Annotated in this window: 16 protein-coding genes; 11 read left to right on the top strand and 5 right to left on the bottom strand. The window is 62.6% G+C overall.

The window, feature by feature from the left end; translation table 11 throughout:
• The first annotated feature begins 3 nt into the window (after positions 1-3).
• Positions 4-3,687, top strand: coding sequence for an alpha-amylase family glycosyl hydrolase (locus MTAI_RS05860; RefSeq protein WP_027887608.1), 3,684 nt, complete (start codon positions 4-6; stop codon positions 3,685-3,687).
• On the opposite strand, the gene MTAI_RS05855 is transcribed toward MTAI_RS05860, so the two are convergent.
• From MTAI_RS05855 to tkt, 3 genes are read right to left on the bottom strand one after another with little or no spacing between them, the layout of a single operon-like run.
• Positions 3,673-4,590 (bottom strand): hypothetical protein, encoded by a 918-nt coding sequence (locus MTAI_RS05855; protein ID WP_027887609.1) that lies wholly within the window; start codon positions 4,588-4,590, stop codon positions 3,673-3,675. The genes MTAI_RS05860 and MTAI_RS05855 overlap by 15 nt on opposite strands.
• Before the next feature lie 40 nt (positions 4,591-4,630).
• Positions 4,631-4,822, bottom strand: coding sequence for a hypothetical protein (locus MTAI_RS05850; protein ID WP_027887610.1), 192 nt, complete (start codon positions 4,820-4,822; stop codon positions 4,631-4,633).
• Positions 4,823-6,784: a transketolase gene (gene tkt / locus MTAI_RS05845; protein ID WP_027887611.1), complete on the bottom strand. Its 1,962-nt coding sequence runs from the start codon at positions 6,782-6,784 to the stop codon at positions 4,823-4,825.
• A 174-nt stretch (positions 6,785-6,958) separates the two neighbouring features.
• On the opposite strand from tkt, the gene MTAI_RS15580 reads away from it, so the two are divergent.
• From MTAI_RS15580 to MTAI_RS05810, 7 genes are all read left to right on the top strand, one after another.
• Positions 6,959-7,072 carry a cytochrome c oxidase subunit 2A gene (locus MTAI_RS15580; protein WP_013014084.1) on the top strand — a complete coding sequence of 38 codons (114 nt, stop codon included), beginning with the start codon at positions 6,959-6,961 and terminating at the stop codon, positions 7,070-7,072.
• A gap of 3 nt (positions 7,073-7,075) precedes the next feature.
• Positions 7,076-7,558 carry a cytochrome c oxidase subunit II gene (locus tag MTAI_RS05835; RefSeq protein WP_027887612.1) on the top strand — a complete coding sequence of 161 codons (483 nt, stop codon included), beginning with the start codon at positions 7,076-7,078 and terminating at the stop codon, positions 7,556-7,558.
• Between the two features lie 12 nt (positions 7,559-7,570).
• Positions 7,571-9,253 (top strand): cbb3-type cytochrome c oxidase subunit I, encoded by a 1,683-nt coding sequence (locus MTAI_RS05830; RefSeq protein ID WP_027887613.1) that lies wholly within the window; start codon positions 7,571-7,573, stop codon positions 9,251-9,253.
• Between the two features lie 82 nt (positions 9,254-9,335).
• The gene (locus MTAI_RS05825) at positions 9,336-10,493 is read left to right on the top strand and encodes an MFS transporter (RefSeq protein ID WP_027887614.1); all 1,158 of its coding nucleotides are present in this window, start codon (positions 9,336-9,338) and stop codon (positions 10,491-10,493) included.
• Between the two features lie 68 nt (positions 10,494-10,561).
• On the top strand, positions 10,562-10,831 hold the full coding sequence (gene rpsO, locus MTAI_RS05820) for a 30S ribosomal protein S15 (RefSeq protein ID WP_027887615.1): 270 nt from the start codon (positions 10,562-10,564) through the stop codon (positions 10,829-10,831).
• Positions 10,832-11,216: 385 nt separating this feature from the next.
• Positions 11,217-13,361, top strand: coding sequence for a polyribonucleotide nucleotidyltransferase (gene pnp / locus MTAI_RS05815; protein ID WP_027887616.1), 2,145 nt, complete (start codon positions 11,217-11,219; stop codon positions 13,359-13,361).
• 78 nt (positions 13,362-13,439) lie between these two features.
• Complete coding sequence (locus MTAI_RS05810) at positions 13,440-15,170, top strand: ribonuclease J (protein ID WP_027887617.1); 1,731 nt, start codon at positions 13,440-13,442, stop codon at positions 15,168-15,170.
• A gap of 19 nt (positions 15,171-15,189) precedes the next feature.
• Here MTAI_RS05810 and MTAI_RS05805 read toward each other — a convergent pair whose 3' ends face one another.
• Complete coding sequence (locus MTAI_RS05805) at positions 15,190-15,786, bottom strand: IMPACT family protein (protein ID WP_027887618.1); 597 nt, start codon at positions 15,784-15,786, stop codon at positions 15,190-15,192.
• Positions 15,783-16,598 (bottom strand): shikimate dehydrogenase, encoded by an 816-nt coding sequence (locus MTAI_RS05800; protein WP_027887619.1) that lies wholly within the window; start codon positions 16,596-16,598, stop codon positions 15,783-15,785. The genes MTAI_RS05805 and MTAI_RS05800 overlap by 4 nt, the downstream gene beginning before the upstream one ends.
• A 119-nt stretch (positions 16,599-16,717) precedes the next feature.
• Between MTAI_RS05800 and MTAI_RS05795 the strand changes: the two genes are divergently transcribed.
• The 3 genes from MTAI_RS05795 to MTAI_RS05785 all read left to right on the top strand — a co-directional run bounded on the left by MTAI_RS05795 (position 16,718) and on the right by MTAI_RS05785 (position 20,628).
• The gene (locus MTAI_RS05795) at positions 16,718-17,992 is read left to right on the top strand and encodes an NfeD family protein (RefSeq protein ID WP_027887620.1); all 1,275 of its coding nucleotides are present in this window, start codon (positions 16,718-16,720) and stop codon (positions 17,990-17,992) included.
• A gap of 171 nt (positions 17,993-18,163) precedes the next feature.
• Complete coding sequence (gene floA, locus MTAI_RS05790) at positions 18,164-19,153, top strand: flotillin-like protein FloA (protein ID WP_027887621.1); 990 nt, start codon at positions 18,164-18,166, stop codon at positions 19,151-19,153.
• Positions 19,154-19,656: 503 nt separating this feature from the next.
• A complete protein-coding gene (locus tag MTAI_RS05785; RefSeq protein WP_027887623.1) occupies positions 19,657-20,628 on the top strand; it encodes a PhoH family protein in 972 nt (323 codons plus the stop codon).
• The last annotated feature ends 1 nt before the right edge of the window (position 20,629 follow it).

Here is a 20,629-nt window from a genome sequence, read left to right as displayed (position 1 = left end):
TTTGTGAACGGCCATCAAACCCTGCCGGGCGCGTTTGAGTTCCACGTTTCCAAAAGCGCGCGGGACTACTACCGGTTCGATCTTTCGCTGTTTTCGCTCAGCGGCAACGTCATCCTGGCCGACTTTGAAGCCGCCCGGCGCTTCGCCGAGGCCATCAACGCCAGGCGCAACCCCGAACAGGCCGTGAGCCCCGGCCAGGTCAACGCCATGGGCCTGATTGACGAGCTGCTGCACCTCATCGTGCGGCAGTACCTAGAAGCGCACCCCCGTGCCATGCAGGAGGCTTTGTCGGCCCTGAGGCGCAGCCTGGGCCCCCATGCGGTCGAGCAGGCCCTGCGCACCTTTGCCGCCCTCTTCCCCCCCATCCGGGTTTACCGGGGTGAGATCGGCCTGGAGGACTACCTGTCCGATACCACCGAGGGCCGTTCGAACCGCGAGATTTTGCTGGAAGAGCTCCTGATGCTGTGGATGGCCAACGCCAACCCGGCCTTCAGTCCGCTGGCTGAACTCTTCGAGGACGAGGAGCTAAGGCGCACCACCGCCTACCTGCCCATCATTCAGAAGCTGGAAGCCTTCTTCGAGGGCCAGCCGGCTTTCGGCCAGACCGGCCTCTCCCTTTTCAAGACCCTGCGGCTGCCGGCCCTGCTGCACCCCCATTCGCTGGAAGCCCAGCTCGAGTTTTTGCTACAGCGCTTTGGCGGCAGCCTGGGGCGCTTCTACTACCGGATGCTGGTGGGCCTCGACGTGATCCGCGAGGAGGGGCGCTCGTTTGCCGCACCGGTTCATTTTGACGGGCCGGGCGGTGGGGGCGGGGGCCAGAGTGAGATGCTGGAGATCCGGCGACTCCTCTCCGAGCCCGAGCCCGAGGCCTTCAGCCCCGACCTGGACTGGATGCCGCGCTGCGTCCTGATCGCCAAGAACACCTATGTCTGGCTGGATCAGCTCTCTAAAAAATACCGGCGCGAGATCAGAACCCTCGACCAGATTCCCGAGGAGGAGCTGGCCTGGCTGCAAAGCTGGGGGGTGACGGGCCTGTGGCTCATTGGGCTTTGGGAGCGCAGCAAAGCCTCAGCGCGCATCAAGCAGCGCATGGGCAACCCCGAGGCCATGGCCTCGGCCTACGCGCTGTACGACTATGTGATCGCACAAGAACTGGGGGGTGAGGAGGCCCTGGGGGTGCTCCGGGAAAAAGCCGCCCGGTACGGCCTCCGCCTGGCCGCGGATCTGGTGCCCAACCACGTGGGCATCGACGGGCGCTGGGTGATCGAACACCCCGACTGGTTTATCCAGCTTCCCTACCCGCCCTACCCCAGCTACACCTTCAACGGGCCGGATCTGTCGTCCGACGAACGGGTGGGCATCTTCCTGGAAGACCACTACTACGACAAAACCGACGCGGCGGTGGTGTTCAAATGGGTTAATCGGCAGACCGGCGAGGTGCGCTACATCTACCACGGCAACGACGGCACTGCCATGCCCTGGAACGACACCGCCCAGCTCAACTATCTGCTGCCCGAGGTGCGCGAGGCGATGATCCAGACCATCCTGCAGGTGGCCCGGCAGTTTCCCATCATCCGCTTCGACGCGGCCATGACCCTGGCCAAGCGCCACATCCAGCGGCTGTGGTGGCCCGAGCCGGGGGGCTCGCCCTGGGGGGCCTCGGTGCCGAGCCGGGCCGCCTTCGCCATGAGCAAAGAAGACTTCGACCGGGCCATGCCCAAGGAGTTCTGGCGCGAGGTGGTGGATCGGGCCGCTGTGGAGGCCCCCAACACCCTGCTCCTGGCCGAGGCCTTCTGGATGATGGAGGGCTACTTTGTGCGCACCCTGGGCATGCACCGGGTCTACAACTCGGCCTTCATGAACATGCTGCGCGACGAAAAGAACGCCGAGTACCGGCAGATTGTGAAGAACACCCTCGAGTTCGAGCCGGAGATCCTCAAGCGCTTCGTTAACTTCCTCAACAACCCCGACGAAAAAACCGCCCTCGAGCAGTTTGGCAAGGGCGACAAGTACTTTGGGGTGATGACCCTGTGCGCGACCCTGCCGGGCCTGCCCATGCTGGGCCACGGACAGGTGGAGGGGCTCAGTGAACGCTACGGCATGGAGTACCGCCGGGCCTACTACCACGAAACCCCCGACGAGGGCCTCATCGCCTACCACCAGCAGCAGATTTTTCCCCTGCTCAAAAAACGCTATCTGTTTGCTGAGGTAGAGAATTTCGTGTTCTACGATGCCCACACCGGCGAAGCAGTCAACGAGGATGTGTTCGCTTATTCCAACCGGGCGGGCAGCGAGCGGGCCTTGGTGGTGTACCACAACAAAAACGCCGAAACCCGGGTCTGGGTGCGGCAATCGGTGGCCCAGTCCTTCAAAACCGCACAGGGCCGCGAGACCCGGCGGGTGGGGCTGGGGCAGGGTTTGCAGCTCAGCTACGACGCCCGCACCTTTAGCATCTTCCGCGACCTGGTGACCGGCCTCGAGCACCTGCACAACAACCAGGCCCTGCACGAGCAGGGGCTCTACCTCGAGCTCGGCCCCTACCAGCGCAGGGTCTTCCTGGACTGGCGCGAGGTCTACGACCACGACGGCACCTACGCCCGCCTGGCCCAGATGCTCTCCGGGCGCGGGGTTCCCAGCATGGACGAGGCCCGGCAGGAGCTCTGGCTGGGGCCCATCCTGCAGCCCTTCCGCGAGCTGCTGAGCCCGGCCCTGTTCCGCAGGCTGCTGGCCGCCCAGGGCAGGCTGGACGGAGCTTTGCGGGAAGAGGTACAGGAGAAGCTTTTGGCGCTGTACAGGGGCATCGAGGCACACACCGAGCGCAAACCGGCCCTGCTGGCCGCACAGCAGGTGCTGGATGACCTGGCGGGGGTGCTCGAGGCCGGCCCCCACACGCTACAGAGCGGTGGCGCGCTCCTGGGCTGGGTTTTTACCCACGGTCTGGGAAGCCCCGCGCTCCTGGAGGAGTGGCGGCTGGGGCGGGTGCTGGAGCAGACCCTGGTCGAGCTGGGCCTGGATGAGGCCGCCGCCCGCCGTGCGGTGGGCCTCACCCGGCTGCTACTGGCCCAGAGCGGGCTGGCCCTAAAGCCCGCCCGTCTCACCCAGCAGATGCCCAGGCTGCTGCAAGACCCCGCTGTGCAAAGTTTTTTAGGGGTCAACCGCTTCGAGGGGCAGGTCTACTTCAACCGCGAGGCCCATCAGGCCTGGCTCGAGGGCCTGGGGAAGCTGGCCCAGGCCCTGTACCGCGCGCAGCGAAAACCCGCCGCCCAGATCCAGAGATTGGGCAAAACCTGGCAAACCCTGCAGCAAAAGCTCGAGCAGGCCGCCCTGGAATCGGGTTTTACGGTGGACGGGTATCTGAGAGCCATCGCGCAAAAAGCCCGCCCCTCCCGCAAGGCTTCGGTCAAGGTTTCCTCACCCGCTGCCCAAAGCAGGCCCCAGGACGACCTCGAGCGCATCAAGGGCATCGGCCCCAAAATCGCAGCGGCGCTACAGGCTGCGGGCATCTCCACCTACGCCCAGCTGGCAAAAACCAAGAAAGATGCCCTTCGGAAGGCCCTGGCCGCTGCCGGAATAAGGCTGGCCCCCAGCCTGGATACCTGGGCCAGACAGGCGGCCTACCTGGCGAGGGGCGATACAAAAGGCCTCGCCAGCTACCTGCAACGCAAACGGCCATCAGGTCGGGGGTGAGGTCTGTAATTCGGTAACTTCGGGCCGCAGGTTGAGCTTTTCGATGTACTCGAGGTAATCGGCCTCGCTCAGGGGATATTTGCCGGCCACCGCCACAATAAAAGCCTCCATCACGTTGGTGCCGAAGCTGCGGCCCGCCAGGCGGGGGGTGGTGGTGATTAGCTTGGCAATCCCCCGCGCGCGCATGAACTCGAGGTCCTCGGGGGTGGTGGTGTTGGTCAGGATGACCTTGCCCTGCATATTGGGCGGCATGAAGCGGCGCATGAAGTGCCAGTCCCCGGCCACCACCTCGGCCCACTCAAAGTAGCGCTGCCGCCAGTCCTGCACCTCTTTTTCCTGTTTTTCACCGGTGGGATAAAGCCACTGGAAGGGCAGCTGGGTAATGATGGGCAGCAGAATGTAGGCGATTTTTTGCAGCAGCGAGAGGCGGTAGAGCGGAATGGGCAGCCCCAGCCCAAAGATAAAGTCGCCGTATAAGGCCCTGGCCCCCACGGCATCCAGCGCCTCGGCCAGGCCAAAGCGATCGACCGCGCTGGGAATGAGCACCCTTTTCCCCTTCCAGCCGATCTGGGGATCCAGCAGCCGGATGGCGTTGCGCTCGAGGGTGTGCTTGAGCCCCGAGCCGTCCAGCATGGGGGTTTTCTGGGCCGCCCGGGCCAGGCGGGCCGCATCGCGGAAGGTGTAGCGGCGCCCGCCCGCGTATACGTACAAGTCGGCCCCCCCCAGCCCAAAGGCGTCTACCTTTCCATCCAGCTCCTTGACCAGCTCGATGGCCTTCTCCCAGCTCCCATCGGTGCCGATGCGCTCGAGTACAAAAGTCTCCCCCAGGCTCTCCACATACACCTCGGCCCTGGAGTTGCGCCTGGAGGAGCCTATCGAAACACTCACCACGTGCTTGGGCATGCTCACCCTCTACTATCGCAGTACCAAACGCATCCGCTGTTCACGGCGCAGCCACCAGCCGAATCAGGCCCACCAGCCCCAAGCCCACCGCCAGGGCCCATAAAATCTGCGCGGTGCGCTTGCTGGCCGCGCCCTGGGCGGCCAGAACCCAGACCAGCAAACCCAGCAGAAGAGCTCCCAGGGCCAGGGTAAAAAGCAGCGCGGGCAGGTTGGAAAGAACCGTCTGAACCATTCAAACCCCCAACAGGGACCTCACTTCGGCGGCCACCCGCTCCTTGGTGAAGCCCAGCTTGCTGTACACATCGGCGTAGGGGGCGCTGGCGCCAAAGCGCTCGAGGCCCACCGCTTTGTGAGCGTAGCGTTCCCAGCCCAGGGTGGTGCCGGCCTCGAGGGCCAGGGTAGGCAGGCTTTTGGGCAGGATGGCCTGGCGGTAGTCCTCGCCCTGGGCCTCGAAGGCCTCCCAGCAGGGCAGCGAGACCACCCGCACCGCCATCCCCTCGGCGGCCAGCAGCTGCTGGGCCTCCAGGGCCAGGGCCACCTCCGAGCCGGTCGCCACAATGGCCGCTTGGGGGTTTGGCACCTCAGAGAGGATGTAGCCCCCGCGCTCCACCCCTTCGGGGCGCACCCCGGCCAGCACCGGCAAAGCCTGGCGGGTCAGGATCAGGGCGGTGGGGCCGTCGGTACGCTGTAGGGCCAGCTTCCAGGCCGCCGCGGTCTCGTTGGCGTCGGCGGGGCGGATTACCCACAGGTTGGGGATGGCCCGCAGGCTCATCAGGTGCTCGATGGGCTGGTGGGTGGGGCCGTCCTCCCCTACCGCAATCGAGTCGTGGGTGAAAACAAAAACCGTGGGGGTGCCCATCAGGGCCGCCATGCGGATGGCCGGGCGCATGTAGTCCGAGAAGACCAGAAAAGTGCCCCCATACGGGCGCAGCGCACCGCTCAGGGCAATACCATTCATGGCCGCACCCATGGCGTGCTCCCGCACCCCGTAGCGGATGTACCGCCCGGCGGGGTTTTCGGGGCCAAAGTCGGTCATGTCGGGGGTGCGGGTGTTGTTGGAGGGGGTCAGGTCGGCAGAGCCGCCCACCAGCTCGGGCAGCACCGGAACCAGCTTTTCCAGCACCTTACCCGAGGCCGCACGGGTAGCCAGCTTCTCTCCAGGACTAAAGCTGGGCAGGTGGCTTTCCCAGCCCTGCGGGAGCTCGCGGCGCAGGCGACGCTGGAACTCGGCGGCTTTTTCGGGGTGGGAGTTTGCAAAAGCCGCAAATTTCTCCTGCCACTCGGCCTGGGCTTGCTGGCCCCGCGCAATGGCCTGCCGGTAGTGGGCATACACCTCCTGCGGGATTTCAAAAGGCGGATACGGCCAGCCCAGGGCCTGCCGCGTAGCTGCCACCTTCTCGGGTCCCATGGCATCGGAGTGGGCTTTGTGGTGGCCTGCCAGGGGCGAGCCAAAGCCGATGATCGAGCGCACCGAGATCAGGCTGGGGCGGGGGTCGGCCTGGGCTTCGCGCAGGGCGGCCCGGATGGCCTCGAGGTCTTCCCCGTGCACCCCCGGCACCACGTGCCAGCCGTAGGCCTCGTAACGCTTCAGGCGATCCTCGGTAAAGGCCAGCGCGGTGCTGCCGTCAATGGAGATCTCGTTGTCGTCGTAGAGCACAATCAGCTTACCCAGCCGCAGGTGCCCGGCCAGCGAGGAGGCCTCGGCGCTCACCCCTTCCATCAGGTCACCGTCCGAGGCGATGACGTAGGTGTAGTGTGCGGCGATTTCGCCGAACTCGGCCACCAGCTTGCGCTCGGCAATGGCCATGCCCACCGCGGTCGAGATGCCCTGCCCCAGGGGCCCGGTGGTCACCTCGACGCCGGGGGTGTGGCCGTACTCGGGGTGCCCGGGGGTCTTGGAACCCCACTGGCGGAAGCGTTTGAGTTCTTCGATGGGCAGGTCGTAGCCGGTCAGGTGCAGCAGGGCATAGAGCAGCATCGAACCATGCCCCGCCGAGAGCACAAAGCGGTCTCGAGCCGGCCAGTTGGGGTCTTTGGGGTTGTGCTTCAAGAACTCCGTCCACAGCACATACGCCGCCGGGGCCATGCCCATCGGCATCCCAGGGTGGCCCGACCTGGCCTGCTCGACTGCATCCAGCGCCAGCATGCGAATGGCATCAATGGAGGTTTTTGCAATGGGGGGCGTCTCGGTCATACCCCGCAATCATACCGTTTTTAGGTTCCTTATTACCGAATAGGGGCGCTCGAGCCTAATGAATGTGATGAACTTTCAAGCCCAGAGTAAACAAACGCTGTTGGGGACATTCTTCCCTAGGACACATGTCCTCTAACCAAGTTCTTAGACTTCCCCAAAGGGGGAAGCAGTCCTATGGAAGAAAAAGAGCAACGACCCATTGGAGCTTTGCTGGTTGTCGGTGTGGTCACGGTTTTTATCCTGGCCTTTTGGTTCTTCCACTTCTTTATGCACCTAGCAAGGGGGTAGGGTATGGAACACCAGGAGTACATCATCGAACGCTACGAACGAGCCTGGATCTTCTTCGGCCTGGCTATGATTACGGTTTTTATCATCCTGGTGGGCTATTTGATGCTCACCATGGGCAACACCAACCCGGTGGGGGCAGGTCGCATCGACGCCACCAAGGTGCGCATCGAGGGAGACTTTGCCAACCCGCGGGTTGAACAGGTTGGCAATGAGTACGTGGCCTATGTGCAGGCCTTTGCCTTCGGCTACCTGCCGGCAGAGATGCGGTTCAAGGTGGGCAGGAAAGTCACCTTTTACATCACCTCGCCGGATGTGCAGCACAGCTTCCACGTGCACAACACCAACATCAACGTACAGGTGATACCGGGGGAAATTGCCAAGGTCAGCTACACCTTCACCCGGCCCGGCGAGTACCCCATCATCTGCAACGAATACTGCGGAATCGGCCACGCCAACATGATCAACAAGCTCATTGTGGAGCCGTAAAAGGAGTGCTCAATGGCGGTCAAAACCCTGTTCAACTACGATGTCTACGCATCTGCACCGGAAAAGAAATACGCCTTATACATGATGATGCTGGGCTTCGCGGCCCTGGCCCTGGGCACGTTTTTTGGCCCCTTCCAGGCCATGAACTATGGCGGTCTGGATCTCTACCCCCTGCTCAAGCCGGTTTTCCAGAACTACTACCAGGGCCTGACCCTCCACGGGGTGCTCAATGCCATTGTGTTCACCCAGCTTTTCGCTCAGACCATCATGGTCTACCTGCCGGCGCGGGAACTGGGTCTGCGGCCCAATATGACCCTGGCCTGGGTCTCGTTCTGGATGGCGCTGGGTGGGCTGCTCCTGGCCGCCGTGCCCCTGCTGCTTAACGAAGCCTCGGTGCTTTACACTTTTTATGCTCCTCTCCAGGCGCACTGGGCCTTCTATCTGGGCGCGGCTATTTTTGTGCTCTCCAGCTACCTGAGCATCTACCTGGTGCTGGATATGTGGGCCCGCTGGCGCAAGGCCAATCCGGGCAAAATCACCCCCCTGGCCACCTTCATGGCCGTTACCTTCTGGCTGATGTGGTTCCTGGCCAGCCTGGGGCTGGTGGTGGAGGCGCTGTTTCTGATCGCCTGGTCGTTTGGCTGGATCGCCGGTGTAGACCCGCTCTTGATGCGCACCCTGTTCTGGTACACCGGCCACCCCATCGTCTACTTCTGGCTGCTACCGGCCTATACCCTGGCCTATCTCACCCTGCCCAGGCTGGCCGGGGGCAAGCTGGTCTCCGACCCCCTGGCCAGGCTGGTCTTCCTCCTCTTCCTGCTGTTCTCGGTGCCGGTGGGCTTCCACCACCAGTTCGCCGACCCTGGCATCGCCCCTTATTGGAAGATGATCCACACCGTCCTGACCATGATGGTCGCGGTGCCCAGCCTGATCACCGCCTTTACCATCGCGGCTTCGCTCGAGGTTGCAGGCCGGGCCAATGGCGGTAAGGGCTTGCTGGGCTGGATTGGAGCCCTACCCTGGAACAACCCTACCGTGCTGGCCTTCTTGCTGGGCTTCCTGGCTTTCATCCCTGGCGGGGCCGGCGGTATGGTCAACGCCAGCTTCAACCTCAACCAAAACGTGCACAACACCGTCTGGATCCCAGGCCACTTTCACCTGCAAGTAGGCACCCTGGTGACCATGGCCGCCATGGGCACGGCCTTTTGGCTGATTCCCCACCTCACCGGCAAACCCCTCGTCGCCCGCGGAATGGCCGTGGCCTCGCAATGGCTGTGGTTCCTGGGCATGTTCATCATGACCTTTGCCCTGCACTGGATGGGCTTCCTCTATGCCATTCCCCGCCGCGCGCATATCTCCGGCAGTCCCATCGCCATGGAGGCCTATAAAGAAAGCGCGGCCTGGATGGCGCTGAACATCGTCTCAGGGGTTATCCTGTTCATCGCGGCCTTCCTATTCTTTTACGTGATTTTCGCCACAGCCCTGCAAAACCGCCGCGAGCCCGGCCAGGTGCTCGCCGAGGTGCCCTTCACCGAGGCAATCTCCAAGCCCCAGGGCAGCAGGCTGGCCCAGCTCACCGAGCGGGTCTGGTTCTGGTTCGGTATCGCAGTGGTGTTGGTGGTGCTGGCCTATGGCCCGGTGCTCTTCCAGATGTTCAGCAACATGAATCCCGTTCCAGGTCAGCGGCTCTGGTAGCTTCCCCCCTTCAGAAGAATGCCCCTGGACAAGCCCAGGGGCATTCTTCGGTTATCTGCGAGTTGGGCATAGAGTGGAACTGATGAAGAAGCTACCCCCGGCTATATATGTTCTGGGTGCTGTAAGTTTTTTTACGGACATCGCCTCCGAGATGGTTTACCCGCTGCTCCCGCTGTTTCTGACCGGGGCGCTGGGGGCCTCCACCACGGTGGTGGGGTTGGTGGAGGGCATCGCCGAAGCCACGGCCAGCCTGTTCAAGGTGGTAGGGGGGCGCATCTCCGACCGCATGGCTGCCAGGAAGCCACTTATTCTTTTGGGCTACGGCTTCCCGGCCCTGCTGCGGCCCATACTGGCCCTGGCAGCAGCGCCCTGGCAGGTGCTGGCTTACCGCTTTTTGGATCGGGTGGGCAAAGGGCTTCGCACGGCCCCCAGAGATGCCCTGATCGCAGAAGCGGTAGGCCAGGACAGCTATGGGCGGGCCTACGGCTTTCACCGTGCCATGGACAGCCTGGGGGCCACCATTGGGCCGCTGCTGGCCTTTTTGCTTCTACCATTGCTCGACTTCAGGGGGGTTTTCTGGGTATCGGCCATCCCGGCTCTTTTGGCCACCCTGGTCATTCTGCTTTTTTTGCGAGAGAAGCGAGGCCCGGCCCGGCCCCTTCCGCCCCTTCGACTATCGGCTTTTTCCCTTCAATATCGCTGGTTCTTGCTGGTAACCGGCGTGGCTACACTGGGGCTGTCATCCAATGCGTTCTTGATTCTGCGCCTGAGCGACCTGGGGCTGAGCGCAGCCCAGGCCACCCTGGTCTACACCACCTATAACCTGCTCTATGCCCTAATGGCCTATCCCTTAGGCTCACTGGCCGACCGGGTAGGGGCTAAAACCCTGGTAATGCTGGGATTTGTCACCTACGCCCTGGTGTACCTGGGGTTCGGGCTTTGCAGTGCTGGCTGGCAGGGCATTGTTTTGTTCTTGCTTTATGCCCTGTACAGTGCGGCCTTTGAAGGCAGCAGCCGGGCTTATCTGGCCCAGATTATCCCTGCCACCGAAAAAGCCAGCGCCATTGGGCTTTATCACACCCTGGTAGGTCTGCTCCTGTTGCCGGCCAGCGCCCTGTTTGGTGCTTTGTGGCAGCATTTCGGTTCCAGTGTGGCTTTTTGTACCGCGGCCACCCTCTCCGCCATCGCCCTGGTTCTGTTTTGGCTTGACCCCACGTCCAGGCACCGTTATACTTCTTAGCTGGCCTCTCATGGGCCATGAGGAAGCCCCGGTCAACCGACTGCGGCTCACCCGACGAGGAGATACAGATGCCATTTACGAGAGAAGAAAAAGCGAGCGTTATCGAAAAGCATGCCCACAAGCCCGGTGATACCGGTTCAACCGAGGTGCAGGTGGCCCTGCTCACCGAACGTATCAACCGCCTGTCAGCCCATCTTACGGCCAACAAGAAGGACATGGCGGCCAAACGGGGCCTGCTGGGCTTGGTAGGTCAGCGTAAGCGGCTCTTGAGCTACCTGGAAAATAAAGATGAGGCCCGCTACAAGGCCCTGATTGAAAAGCTTGGATTGCGCAAATAAAAAAACTCCGGGGGCAACCCCGGACATTCTCTATCGTGTACAATAGGCATGACTCGGTAGGCGGGGCCGGGGTTTGGCTCCGCCAAAACCTTAAGGTGTGCTCTATTTTGTGCACAATTGCCCGCCCAATGCTCCGTGTATGTCCCAACCCATACCCTGCCGAAGCCATCCCCCAACCATGCGGTACCCCACCCCTTTCTTGCGGCAGAGTACTCCAACCATGGGTGCGGTTCTCGGTCTAGCAAGAAGGTTTGCAGGGTGTGTTGAGTACATTCCCCGGCATACCCCTCAACGGTTATTTGCCTTTTTCGCAGACCGTAGTGGTGCGGGTTGAAACTGTCTCTGAGCGCACCCAGCGCTATAACTGGGTTTTTAGGGAGCAGATATGAACGAGGAAAACCCCATACCCCAGGCACGACGCTACAGTGTAGACGTCGGGGGGCGCACACTCACCATCGAGACCGGCAAATACGCCAAACACGTGTCCGGTTCAGTCTGGGTAACCTACGGTGAAACCGTGGTGATGGCGACCGCCCAGGCCTCCGACGCACCCATTCAGGCCGATTTCCTGCCCCTGACGGTGGAGTTTGAAGAGCGGCACTATGCCGTCGGGCGCATCCCGGGTAGCTTTATGCGGCGGGAGGGGCGACCGGGCGAAAAAGCCATCCTCTCGGCCCGCCTGACCGACCGGCCCATCCGGCCCCTCTTCCCCAAGGGCTTTCGGCACGAGGTGCAGGTGCTGCTTACAGTGCTTTCTGCCGACCAGGAAAACACGCCGGACATCCTGGGGCCCATCGCAGCCAGCGCAGCCTTAATGATCTCAGACATTCCCTGGGAGGGCCCCATCGCCTCGGTGCGGGTAGGGCTACAAAACGGGCGCCTGGTCTTGAACCCGGTAGCCCAGGAAGATAGCCAGCTCGACCTGGTGGTAGCCGGTTCCAAAGAGGCCATCATCATGGTGGAGGCCGGGGCGCAGGAGGTCTCGGAGGATCGTCTGGTGGAGGCCCTCGAGTTCGCCCACCAGGCCATGCAACCCATCCTGGCGCTGCAAGAGCAGATGCGCGCCGAGCTGGGCAAGCCCAAGTTTGCCTATGAGCCCCCGGCCAAGCTGGACGCCGATACCCAGGCCGCCCTGTACCAAAGGGCTATGGAAAAAGGTCTTTCCGGCGTCCTGCAAACCGCCTCCAAAGGCGAGCGTTCGGCGGCCCTCGAGGCTTTCCGGCAAGCCCTGCTGGAAGAGTTCGTGCCCCCTGCCGAAGACGGCACGGTAGACCAGGAGCGGCGCAAGCTGGTGGCCGAGGGTTTTGATGAGGTGGTCAAGCAGGAGCTGCGCCGGCTCATCTTGCAGGAGAACAAGCGGGCCGATGGCCGCACCCCGGAGCAGGTGCGCCCCATCTGGATTGAGAGCAACGTGCTGCCTAAAACGCATGGCTCGGCCATCTTCAGCCGGGGCGAGACCCAGGTGCTGGGCGTGGTCACGCTGGGCACCGGGCGCGATGCCCAGCTCGTAGACGACCTCGGAATCGAGACCGAAGACCCCTTTTTGGTGCACTACAACTTCCCCCCCTACTCCACCGGCGAGGTCAGGCGCCTGCGCGGGGTGAGCCGCCGCGAGGTGGGGCATGGCAACCTGGCCAAGCGCGGCTTGCGGGCCGTGCTGCCTTCCAGGGAGGAGTTCCCTTACACCATCCGGGTGGTGGGCGACGTGCTGGAGTCCAACGGCTCCTCCAGCATGGCCACGGTGTGCGCGGGCTGCCTGGCCCTTTTGGACGCCGGGGTTCCCCTCAAGAAGCATGTGGCGGGCGTGGCCATGGGCTTAGTTAAGGAGGGTGAACAGGCGGTGGTGCTCACCGACATCCTGGGGCTGGAAGACGCCCTGGGCGACATGGATTTCAAGGTCACGGGCACCCGCGATGGTGTGACCGCGCTCCAGATGGACATCAAGATTAAGGGCCTGACCCCCGAGATTATGCGGGCGGCGCTCTACCAGGCCCGCGAGGCCCGTCTGCACATCCTGGGTCTGATGGAACGCGCCGTACCCACCCACCGCGCCGAGATGAAGCCCCACGTACCCCGCATCCTCACCCTCAAGGTCAATCCCGAAAAAATCGGGGGCATTATCGGGCCCGGCGGCAAAAACATCCGCCAGCTCGAGGAGCTGGGGGTGGAAATTGATATCGAGCAGGACGGCACCATCCGGCTCTACAGCGCCAGCGCAGCCGCCGCCGAGGAAGCCAAGGCCCGCATTCTGGGCCAGACGGCCGAGGCCAAGGTGGGCGAGATCTACGAGGGCACGGTCACCCGGATTACCAACTTTGGGGCTTTCATTGAAATTCTGCCGGGCAAAGACGGCCTGCTGCACATCAGCCAGCTCGCCAAAGGGCGCGTGGAAAAGGTCGAGGATGTGCTTTCGCTAGGACAAAAAATTAAGGTCAAGGTCAACAGCATCGACGAGCAGGGCCGGGTGGATCTGATCCGCCCGGAACTCGAGGGCCTGATTGCCCCGCGCAAACCCCCTGTTCGACGGTAAATCGTAGCCGTGTAGGGCATGGGTCAGGGGTAAGGCCAAGCCCTTCTTCCCATCCCACGGCGCTGCTTTGGAGTCAACATGAACAACAACCCACCATTTAGCCGTCCCAGGGCCCCCCGGCGACGGCAGGAACGTCCCAAACCCAGGGGGCCCATCCTGCTGGGCAAGCCCGATGGCGCCGTCGAAATTGTGTTCCTGGGCGGAACCGGCGAAATTGGCAAGAACATCACCGCCATCCGCTATGAAGACGAGATGTTTATCATTGACGGCGGCCTGGCCTTTCCAGACGCCAGGATGCTTGGCGTGGATATTGTGATTCCGCGCATCGATTATCTCGTTCAGAACAAAGAGATCATCCGGGGCTGGGTGCTGACCCACGGCCACGAGGATCACATCGGGGCCCTGCCCTACCTTTTCCCGCAACTGCCACGGGTTCCGGTGTATGGGGCCAAGCTAACCCTGGGCCTGGTCAGGGGCAAGCTCGAGGAGTTCGGACTGGCCGTGGGGGATTACAACTTCAAAGAGGTCTCCCCCGACGACCGTATCTCCATTGGGCGCTACTTCCAGCTCGACCTCTTCCGCATGACCCATTCCATCCCCGATAACTTCGGGATGATTATTCACACGCCCATCGGCAGAATCGTACACACCGGCGACTTCAAGCTCGACGAACGCCCCATAGACGGCCAGACCTCCCACCTGGAAAAAATCGCCCAGGCCGGGGCCGAGGGGGTGCTCTGCCTGATTGCCGATTCCACCAACGGCGAGCGCCCTGGGGTCACGCCCAGCGAAAGCGAGGTGGCCGAAGAGCTCGATAAGGTGATTGGTGCGGCCAAGGGACGTATTTTCGTCACCACCTTCGCCTCGCACATCCACCGCATCCAGTCGGTGGTCACCGCCGGTGAAAAGTACGGGCGCAAAATCGCTGTGGAAGGGCGTTCGATGCTCAAGTATGCCCGAATTGCCCTCGAGCTCGGCTACTTCAAGCAAAAAGACCGCTTCTACACCCTGGACGAAGTCAAAGACCTACCCGACGAGCAGGTGCTGGTGATTACCACCGGCTCACAGGGGCAGCCCGAGGCCGTCCTGGCGCGCCTGGCCGCGGGAACCCACAACAAGATGTCCATCAAGGAGGGCGATACCGTCATCCTCAGCAGCAGCCCCATTCCCGGCAACGAGGAGGCGGTGAACACCGTCATCAATCAGCTATACGCCCTGGGGGCCTATGTGTTTTATCCGCCCCGCTACCGCGTACACGCCTCCGGCCACGCCAGCCACGAGGAGCTCAAGACCGTGCTCAACCTGGCCCGCCCCAAATTCCTGTTGCCCTGGCACGGGGAGATCCGCCACCAGGTCAACTTTAAGTGGCTGGCCCAGAGCATCCCACACCCACCGGAAAAGATCCTGATACCCGAGAACGGGCGTTTGATCCGGCTCACTGCCAACAACATCGAGTTCAACGGAACTGTACCCCACGGCCAGCTTTATGTGGACGGTCTGGGGGTGGGCGATATCACCGACGAAATCCTGGAGGATCGCCACCACATGGCCGCCGAGGGGGTGGTGGTCATCACCGCCCTGGTCAGCCGCGACCCGCTGGTGGAGGTGATCTCCAAGGGCTTTGTCAAGGCCGGCGAGCGCCTGCTGGGCGAGGTGCGCAAGATGGCCATGGACGCGCTTTATAAGGGGATCCGGGAAAAGCGGCGCCTCGAGGAGATCCGCGACGACATCTACTACCCCGTCAAGAAGTTCATAGCCAAGAACACCGGGCGCAACCCGGTTATTCTCCCGATCGTGATTGAAGGTTGATGCCCTTTAGCACCACCCCCTAGGCTTCGAAGCGCTCTATTACCCGCAGGTGTGCGCGGCCTCGAGTCAGGTCGCGCACCCGCTCTTGAAACTGGGGCAGCCGCGCTTCCTCCAGGCTGAACAACCAGCGCACCCCGGCGGCGTGGTAGGTTTCGCTTTCACGCTCGAGGCCTTCCAGCAGGCGATACAAAGCACTGCCAAACTCGTACGGGGCCTGGAGTTCACAACGCACCCGGGGCACGATGGCTCGCTTAGGGGCCTGCCGCAGACATTCCGAGGCCACCCCCCCGTAGGCCCGCACCAGACCGCCCACACCCAGCTTGATCCCGCCAAAGTAGCGGGTTACCACCACCATCACCCTATCCAGGTGTTGCGCCTCAATGGCGCTTAGGATGGGACGGCCCGCCGTGCCCGCAGGTTCACCGTCATCGGAAAAGCGGTACTGCGCACCTACCTTGTAAGCCCAGCAGTTGTGGGTGGCCTGCAAGTCCTGAACGGCCTGCAAAAAAAGGGGTGCGGCCTCGGGGCTCGGTAGCGGCAGCGCGTGGGCTACAAAGCGCGAGCGTTTGACCTCGAGCTCGTAGCGATGGGGTGCTTGCAGGGTACAGGAGATCATGCGGAAGGGGTGTGTCCAAGCCCAGCCTGGGCCGCAGCATACATCACCCGGACATCCGGCTTTACACCCGTCCAGAGCTCAAAAGCCCGCGCTCCCTGCCAGACCAGCATGGGAAGCCCGCCCAGGGTGACCAGCCCGGCCTGCTGGGCCTCGAGCAACAGACGGGTGGTCTGGGGATGATAGATGATATCCACCACCACCCCCGCTCGAGGCAGCAGCCCCGGCGGCAGGGGTGAGCGGGTGGGGTCGTTGAGCCCAACGCTGGTGGTATTGACCAGCAGGTCACAGCTTCGCACGGCCGTTTCCAAGAGCGGCTCCGTCACCAGGTGCAGCCCCATGGCCGCGCACAGGGCCCTGGCTCGCTCGGTGGTGCGGTTGTATACCGCCACATGCACACCCTCTTGCTTCAAGGCATACGCCACGGCCCGGGCAGCCCCCCCCGCCCCCAGCACCAAAGCCTTCTTGTTGCGGTAAGCGATGCCGGCCTCCTCCAGCCCCGAGATAAAACCCAAGGCGTCGGTGTTGTAGCCAATCAGCCGGCCCTGCTGGCAAACAATGGTGTTAACCGCGCCAATGGCCGCCGCCTCAGGGCTTAGCTCGTCCAGGTATTCCAGTACGCTTTCTTTGTGCGGGATGGTGACGTTGACCCCGGCAAAGGCCCGCCGAACCTCCTCCAGCCGGGCCTGCAGGAGCGGGGGAGGTGTTTCCAAGGCCCGGTAGGAGCCCTCGAGCCCCGCCGCCCTCAGCGCCGCCTGATGCATGGCCGGGGAGAGCGAGTGTCCGACCGGAAATCCTATCAAACCCAGTTGCACGCCTGGATTTTACGCTTTTGCGCGGCGGTTTGCGATGGTGGAAGAGAAAACCCCACCCTCAGGCACTTTGAGACCCCGGCATTACACTCCCGCCAGCCCAGCTTGCTAAGATAATCTTGGTGAGAAAGCTACTGGTTGTTTTACTGTTGGTGGCCTCTTTTGCGCAGGCCAGAACCTACATCATCCCCATTGAAGGAACCATCGACGGGCCTTTAGCCACCTTCGTCGAACAGTCCCTCAACCAGGCCGAACGCGAGGGGGCCAGCGGGGTGGTGTTCCGGGTGAACACCCCTGGGGGCCGGGTGGATGCAGCCATCCGCATCACCGATCGCATCCTGTCCTCCACCGTACCGACCCTGGCCGTGGTGGAAAACGCCTTCTCGGCTGGGGCCCTCATCTCACTGGCAGCTCAGCAGATCATGATGCTGCCCGGCTCCAACATCGGAGCGGCCCTGCCGGTTACCATCACCCCCATCGTAGGCAACACCAATGCCGCCGACCGCAAGGTTATATCGGCCCTGAAAGGCAAGTTCCGGGCTGTCGCCGAGGCCCGAGGCCGCCCCGCCAACCTTGCCGAAGCCATGGTCGACCCCGAGGTCGAGGTGCGCGGCATCACCACCAAAGGCGAGCCCCTCACCCTCTCAGCCAGGCGGGCTGTGGAGCTTAGGGTGGCCGATGCCGAGGTGGCCAGTCTGCGAGCGGCCCTCGAGAAAGCTGGTTTCAGCGCCGATACCCAGGAACTGCAACCAGGCCCCCAGGTGCGGGTGGCCCGTTTCCTGACCGACCCCACCATCGCGGCCATTCTGCTGGCGGTGGGGGTGCTGGGGCTCATTTTGGAGTTTTTCACCCCAGGCACCTTTATCCCCGCCATCATCGGCCTGACCTCGCTGGGTTTGTTTTTCCTGGGGGGCTACCTGGCGGGCCTTTCCAGTGCCCTGTCCATCATCCTGCTCTTTGGGGGCCTGTTGCTGGTGGTGTTCGAGCTGTTTGTAACCCCCGGTTTCGGCATTCCCGGTCTGGTAGGCCTGGGTCTGATCGGGGCTTCAATCTACTTCACCTTTGGGGATGAGGCCCTGCAGGTCGGTTCTTTCGCCATTATCGGGCTGGCCTTGGGGCTGTTTTTTATATTCCGCTACCTACCGAAAGGACGGGTGGCCCGTCCTTTTGTACTGAGCAGCGCAGTTGAAGAGGTAGCACCGCCCAAAAACGAACTGGAATCGCTGCTAGGGGCCATCGGCAAAGCCATCACCGACCTGCGCCCTGCGGGCACAGCCCAGTTTGGCGACCGGCGGGTGGATGTGGTCACCATGGGCGAGTTCATTGACCGGGGCCAGGCCGTGCAGGTGATCCAGGTGGAAGGCCCCCGGGTGGTGGTGCGGAGGGTGGAAAGCTAGCCCGGCCATGCGGTCTGGGAAACCCCGTACTGAAGCCCGCCCATACCCATCTTGCTGCCCATGATGTACCCTTAGGAAGCGCCCGGCCTTGTCCGGCATCCGATCTAAACCACCTAAGCTGGATAGGTAGCAACGCCTGTAAAAAGGCGGTTTGATCTCGAGGAGGATCACATGGAGCTTGGAGTGTTAATCATCGCTGGCATCGTTTTATTGGCCGTTTTCCTGTTCTTTTACCTAGTACCGGTTCCCCTCTGGATTACGGCCTTGTTTTCGGGTGTAAACGTACCGCTGACCTCCCTGGTTGGCATGCGTTTCCGACGAATCCCACCGGCGAAAATTGTGAACCCCATGATCAAGGCCTTTAAAGCAGGCATTCCGGTAGAGACCGCCAAGCTCGAGGCCCAGTACCTGGCCGGGGGCAACGTAGACCGGGTGGTCGATGCCCTCATCGCCGCTGATAAGGCCGGTATCAAGCTGAACTTCGACCGTGCCGCCGCCATTGACCTGGCCGGGCGGGATGTGCTCGAGGCTGTACGACTCTCGGTAAATCCAAAAGTGATTACCAGCCCCATGGTGGCAGGTATGGCTAAAGACGGCATCCAGCTGCTGGCCACCGCCCGCATCACCGTGCGGGCCAACATCGACCGCCTGGTGGGTGGGGCCGGTGAAGAAACCATCGTGGCCCGGGTGGGCGAGGGCATCGTGGCCTCCATCGGCCAGTCGGAGGATCACAAAATGGTGCTCGAGCAACCCGATCGCATCTCCAAAACCGTGCTGGCCAAAGGCCTGGATGCCGGCACTGCTTTTGAAATCCTATCGGTGGACATCGCCGAGGTGGACGTGGGTAAAAACATCGGGGCCCAGCTTCGCACCGACCAGGCCGAGGCCGACAAGAAAATTGCCCAGGCCAAGGCCGAGGAGCGCCGCGCGATGGCAGTGGCCCTGGAGCAAGAAAACGCAGCCCTGGTCGAAGCCATGCGGGCCAAGCTGGTTGAGGCCCAGGCGGCCGTACCTCTGGCCCTGGCCGAGGCCCTGCGCAGCGGCCGTATGGGGGTGATGGACTACTACCAGCTCAAAAACATTGAGGCCGATACCGAGATGCGCGATTCTATCAGCAAAGCCAGCAGCAGCAACACCTCCGATGATGGCTCACAGCGCTAAGGACTGCACAGGTAGCACATCGCTCACCCCCACCTGGAGGGCCCCATGGGCTTAGACGATCTTCTCGGCTTGTTGTTCTTGTTTTTTTTCATCGTGCTGCCAGCCTTACAGGGGTTGCTTCGGCGGGGCCAGCAGGTTCCCCCCGATTTCGAACCCGATGAGATCCTCTTACCCGGCGAGGAACGCCGCCCAGCCTCGAGCACCCCAGCACCCAGCAGCCCACCCGCCCAGCCCCCGGTAAAACAGCCGGCTCCGTCCCCCAAAGCACAAACCAGCCCACCCCCGCCCAGGCCACCCCGGCGCCTCGAGCAGGTCGAGCGTGAGCGTCAGGGCCGCCCCAGCCCCAGCCCACGCCCCCCTTCCGAACCCCCGCACAAATCCTCCAGTAAGCCGCTACCCAAGAGCAAGAAAACCACCGATCAGTGGGCGTTTTCCACCTCGACCCGTGCTATTCTGAACGGTGTGGTTTGGCACCAGATACTGGCCGAACCCAGGAGCCAATATTGGAGAAGAGTACGCAAAGCAAAACGGTAATTCCCCTTCGTTCGCCGCAAGAAGCCCTGTCCTTGCTGGGCCATGGGGATAAGCATCTAAAAACCCTTCGCAAGTTGTTGCCGGCCCAGCTCGTGGTGCGCGGGCAGGAGGTGCAGATCTCAGGCGATCCGGAAGCGGTGTGGCTGGCCGAGCGGGTCATCCGCGACCTGGTCACCCTGGTGCGCCAAGGTGCGGAAATTGACGCGGGCACCCTCGAGCAGGTCATCCTGGTGGCGGAGGGCGGCCAGTCGCTCCCGGTCGAAACCACCATACCCGCCCTCGGCGGCGAGATTACCCTGCCGGGCCGGTTGAAGCCCAAAACCCCGGGCCAGCGGCAGTACGTGGAGGCCATCAGCACCCACGACATCACCTTTGGCATCGGCCCGGCTGGCACTGGTAAAACCTACCTGGCCGTCGCCATGGCGGTGGCTTTTCTCAAAGCCAAGAAAATCAAGCGCATCATCCTGACCCGTCCGGCCGTGGAAGCTGGGGAGCGACTGGGCTTTTTACCGGGGGATCTCCAGGCCAAAATCGACCCCTATCTGCGTCCGCTCTACGATGCCCTGTTCGACATGATTGATGCCGAGCGCTTTGAACAGTACATCCAGTCGGGGGTGATCGAGGTGGCCCCTCTGGCCTTCATGCGGGGCCGCACCCTGAACGACGCCTTCATCATCCTGGACGAGGCCCAGAACACCACCCCCGAGCAGATGAAAATGTTCCTGACCCGCATGGGCTTTAATAGCCGGGTGGTCATCACCGGCGACATTACCCAGATCGACCTACCCAAGGCGCAAAAAAGCGGCCTGGTAGAGGCCCTGCGCATTCTAAAGGGCATCCAGGGCATTGCCCAGCAACGCTTTTTGGAGTCCGATGTGGTGCGCCACCCCCTGGTAGCCCGCATCATCAAAGCCTACGAAGCCCATGAGCACGAGAGCTGAC

The organism is Meiothermus taiwanensis WR-220 (genome assembly GCF_003568585.1).
GTDB classification, from domain to species: domain Bacteria; phylum Deinococcota; class Deinococci; order Deinococcales; family Thermaceae; genus Meiothermus; species Meiothermus taiwanensis.
The sequence above is the reverse complement of the archived record's forward strand: the minus strand, read 5'-3'. Positions and strand labels throughout refer to the sequence as shown.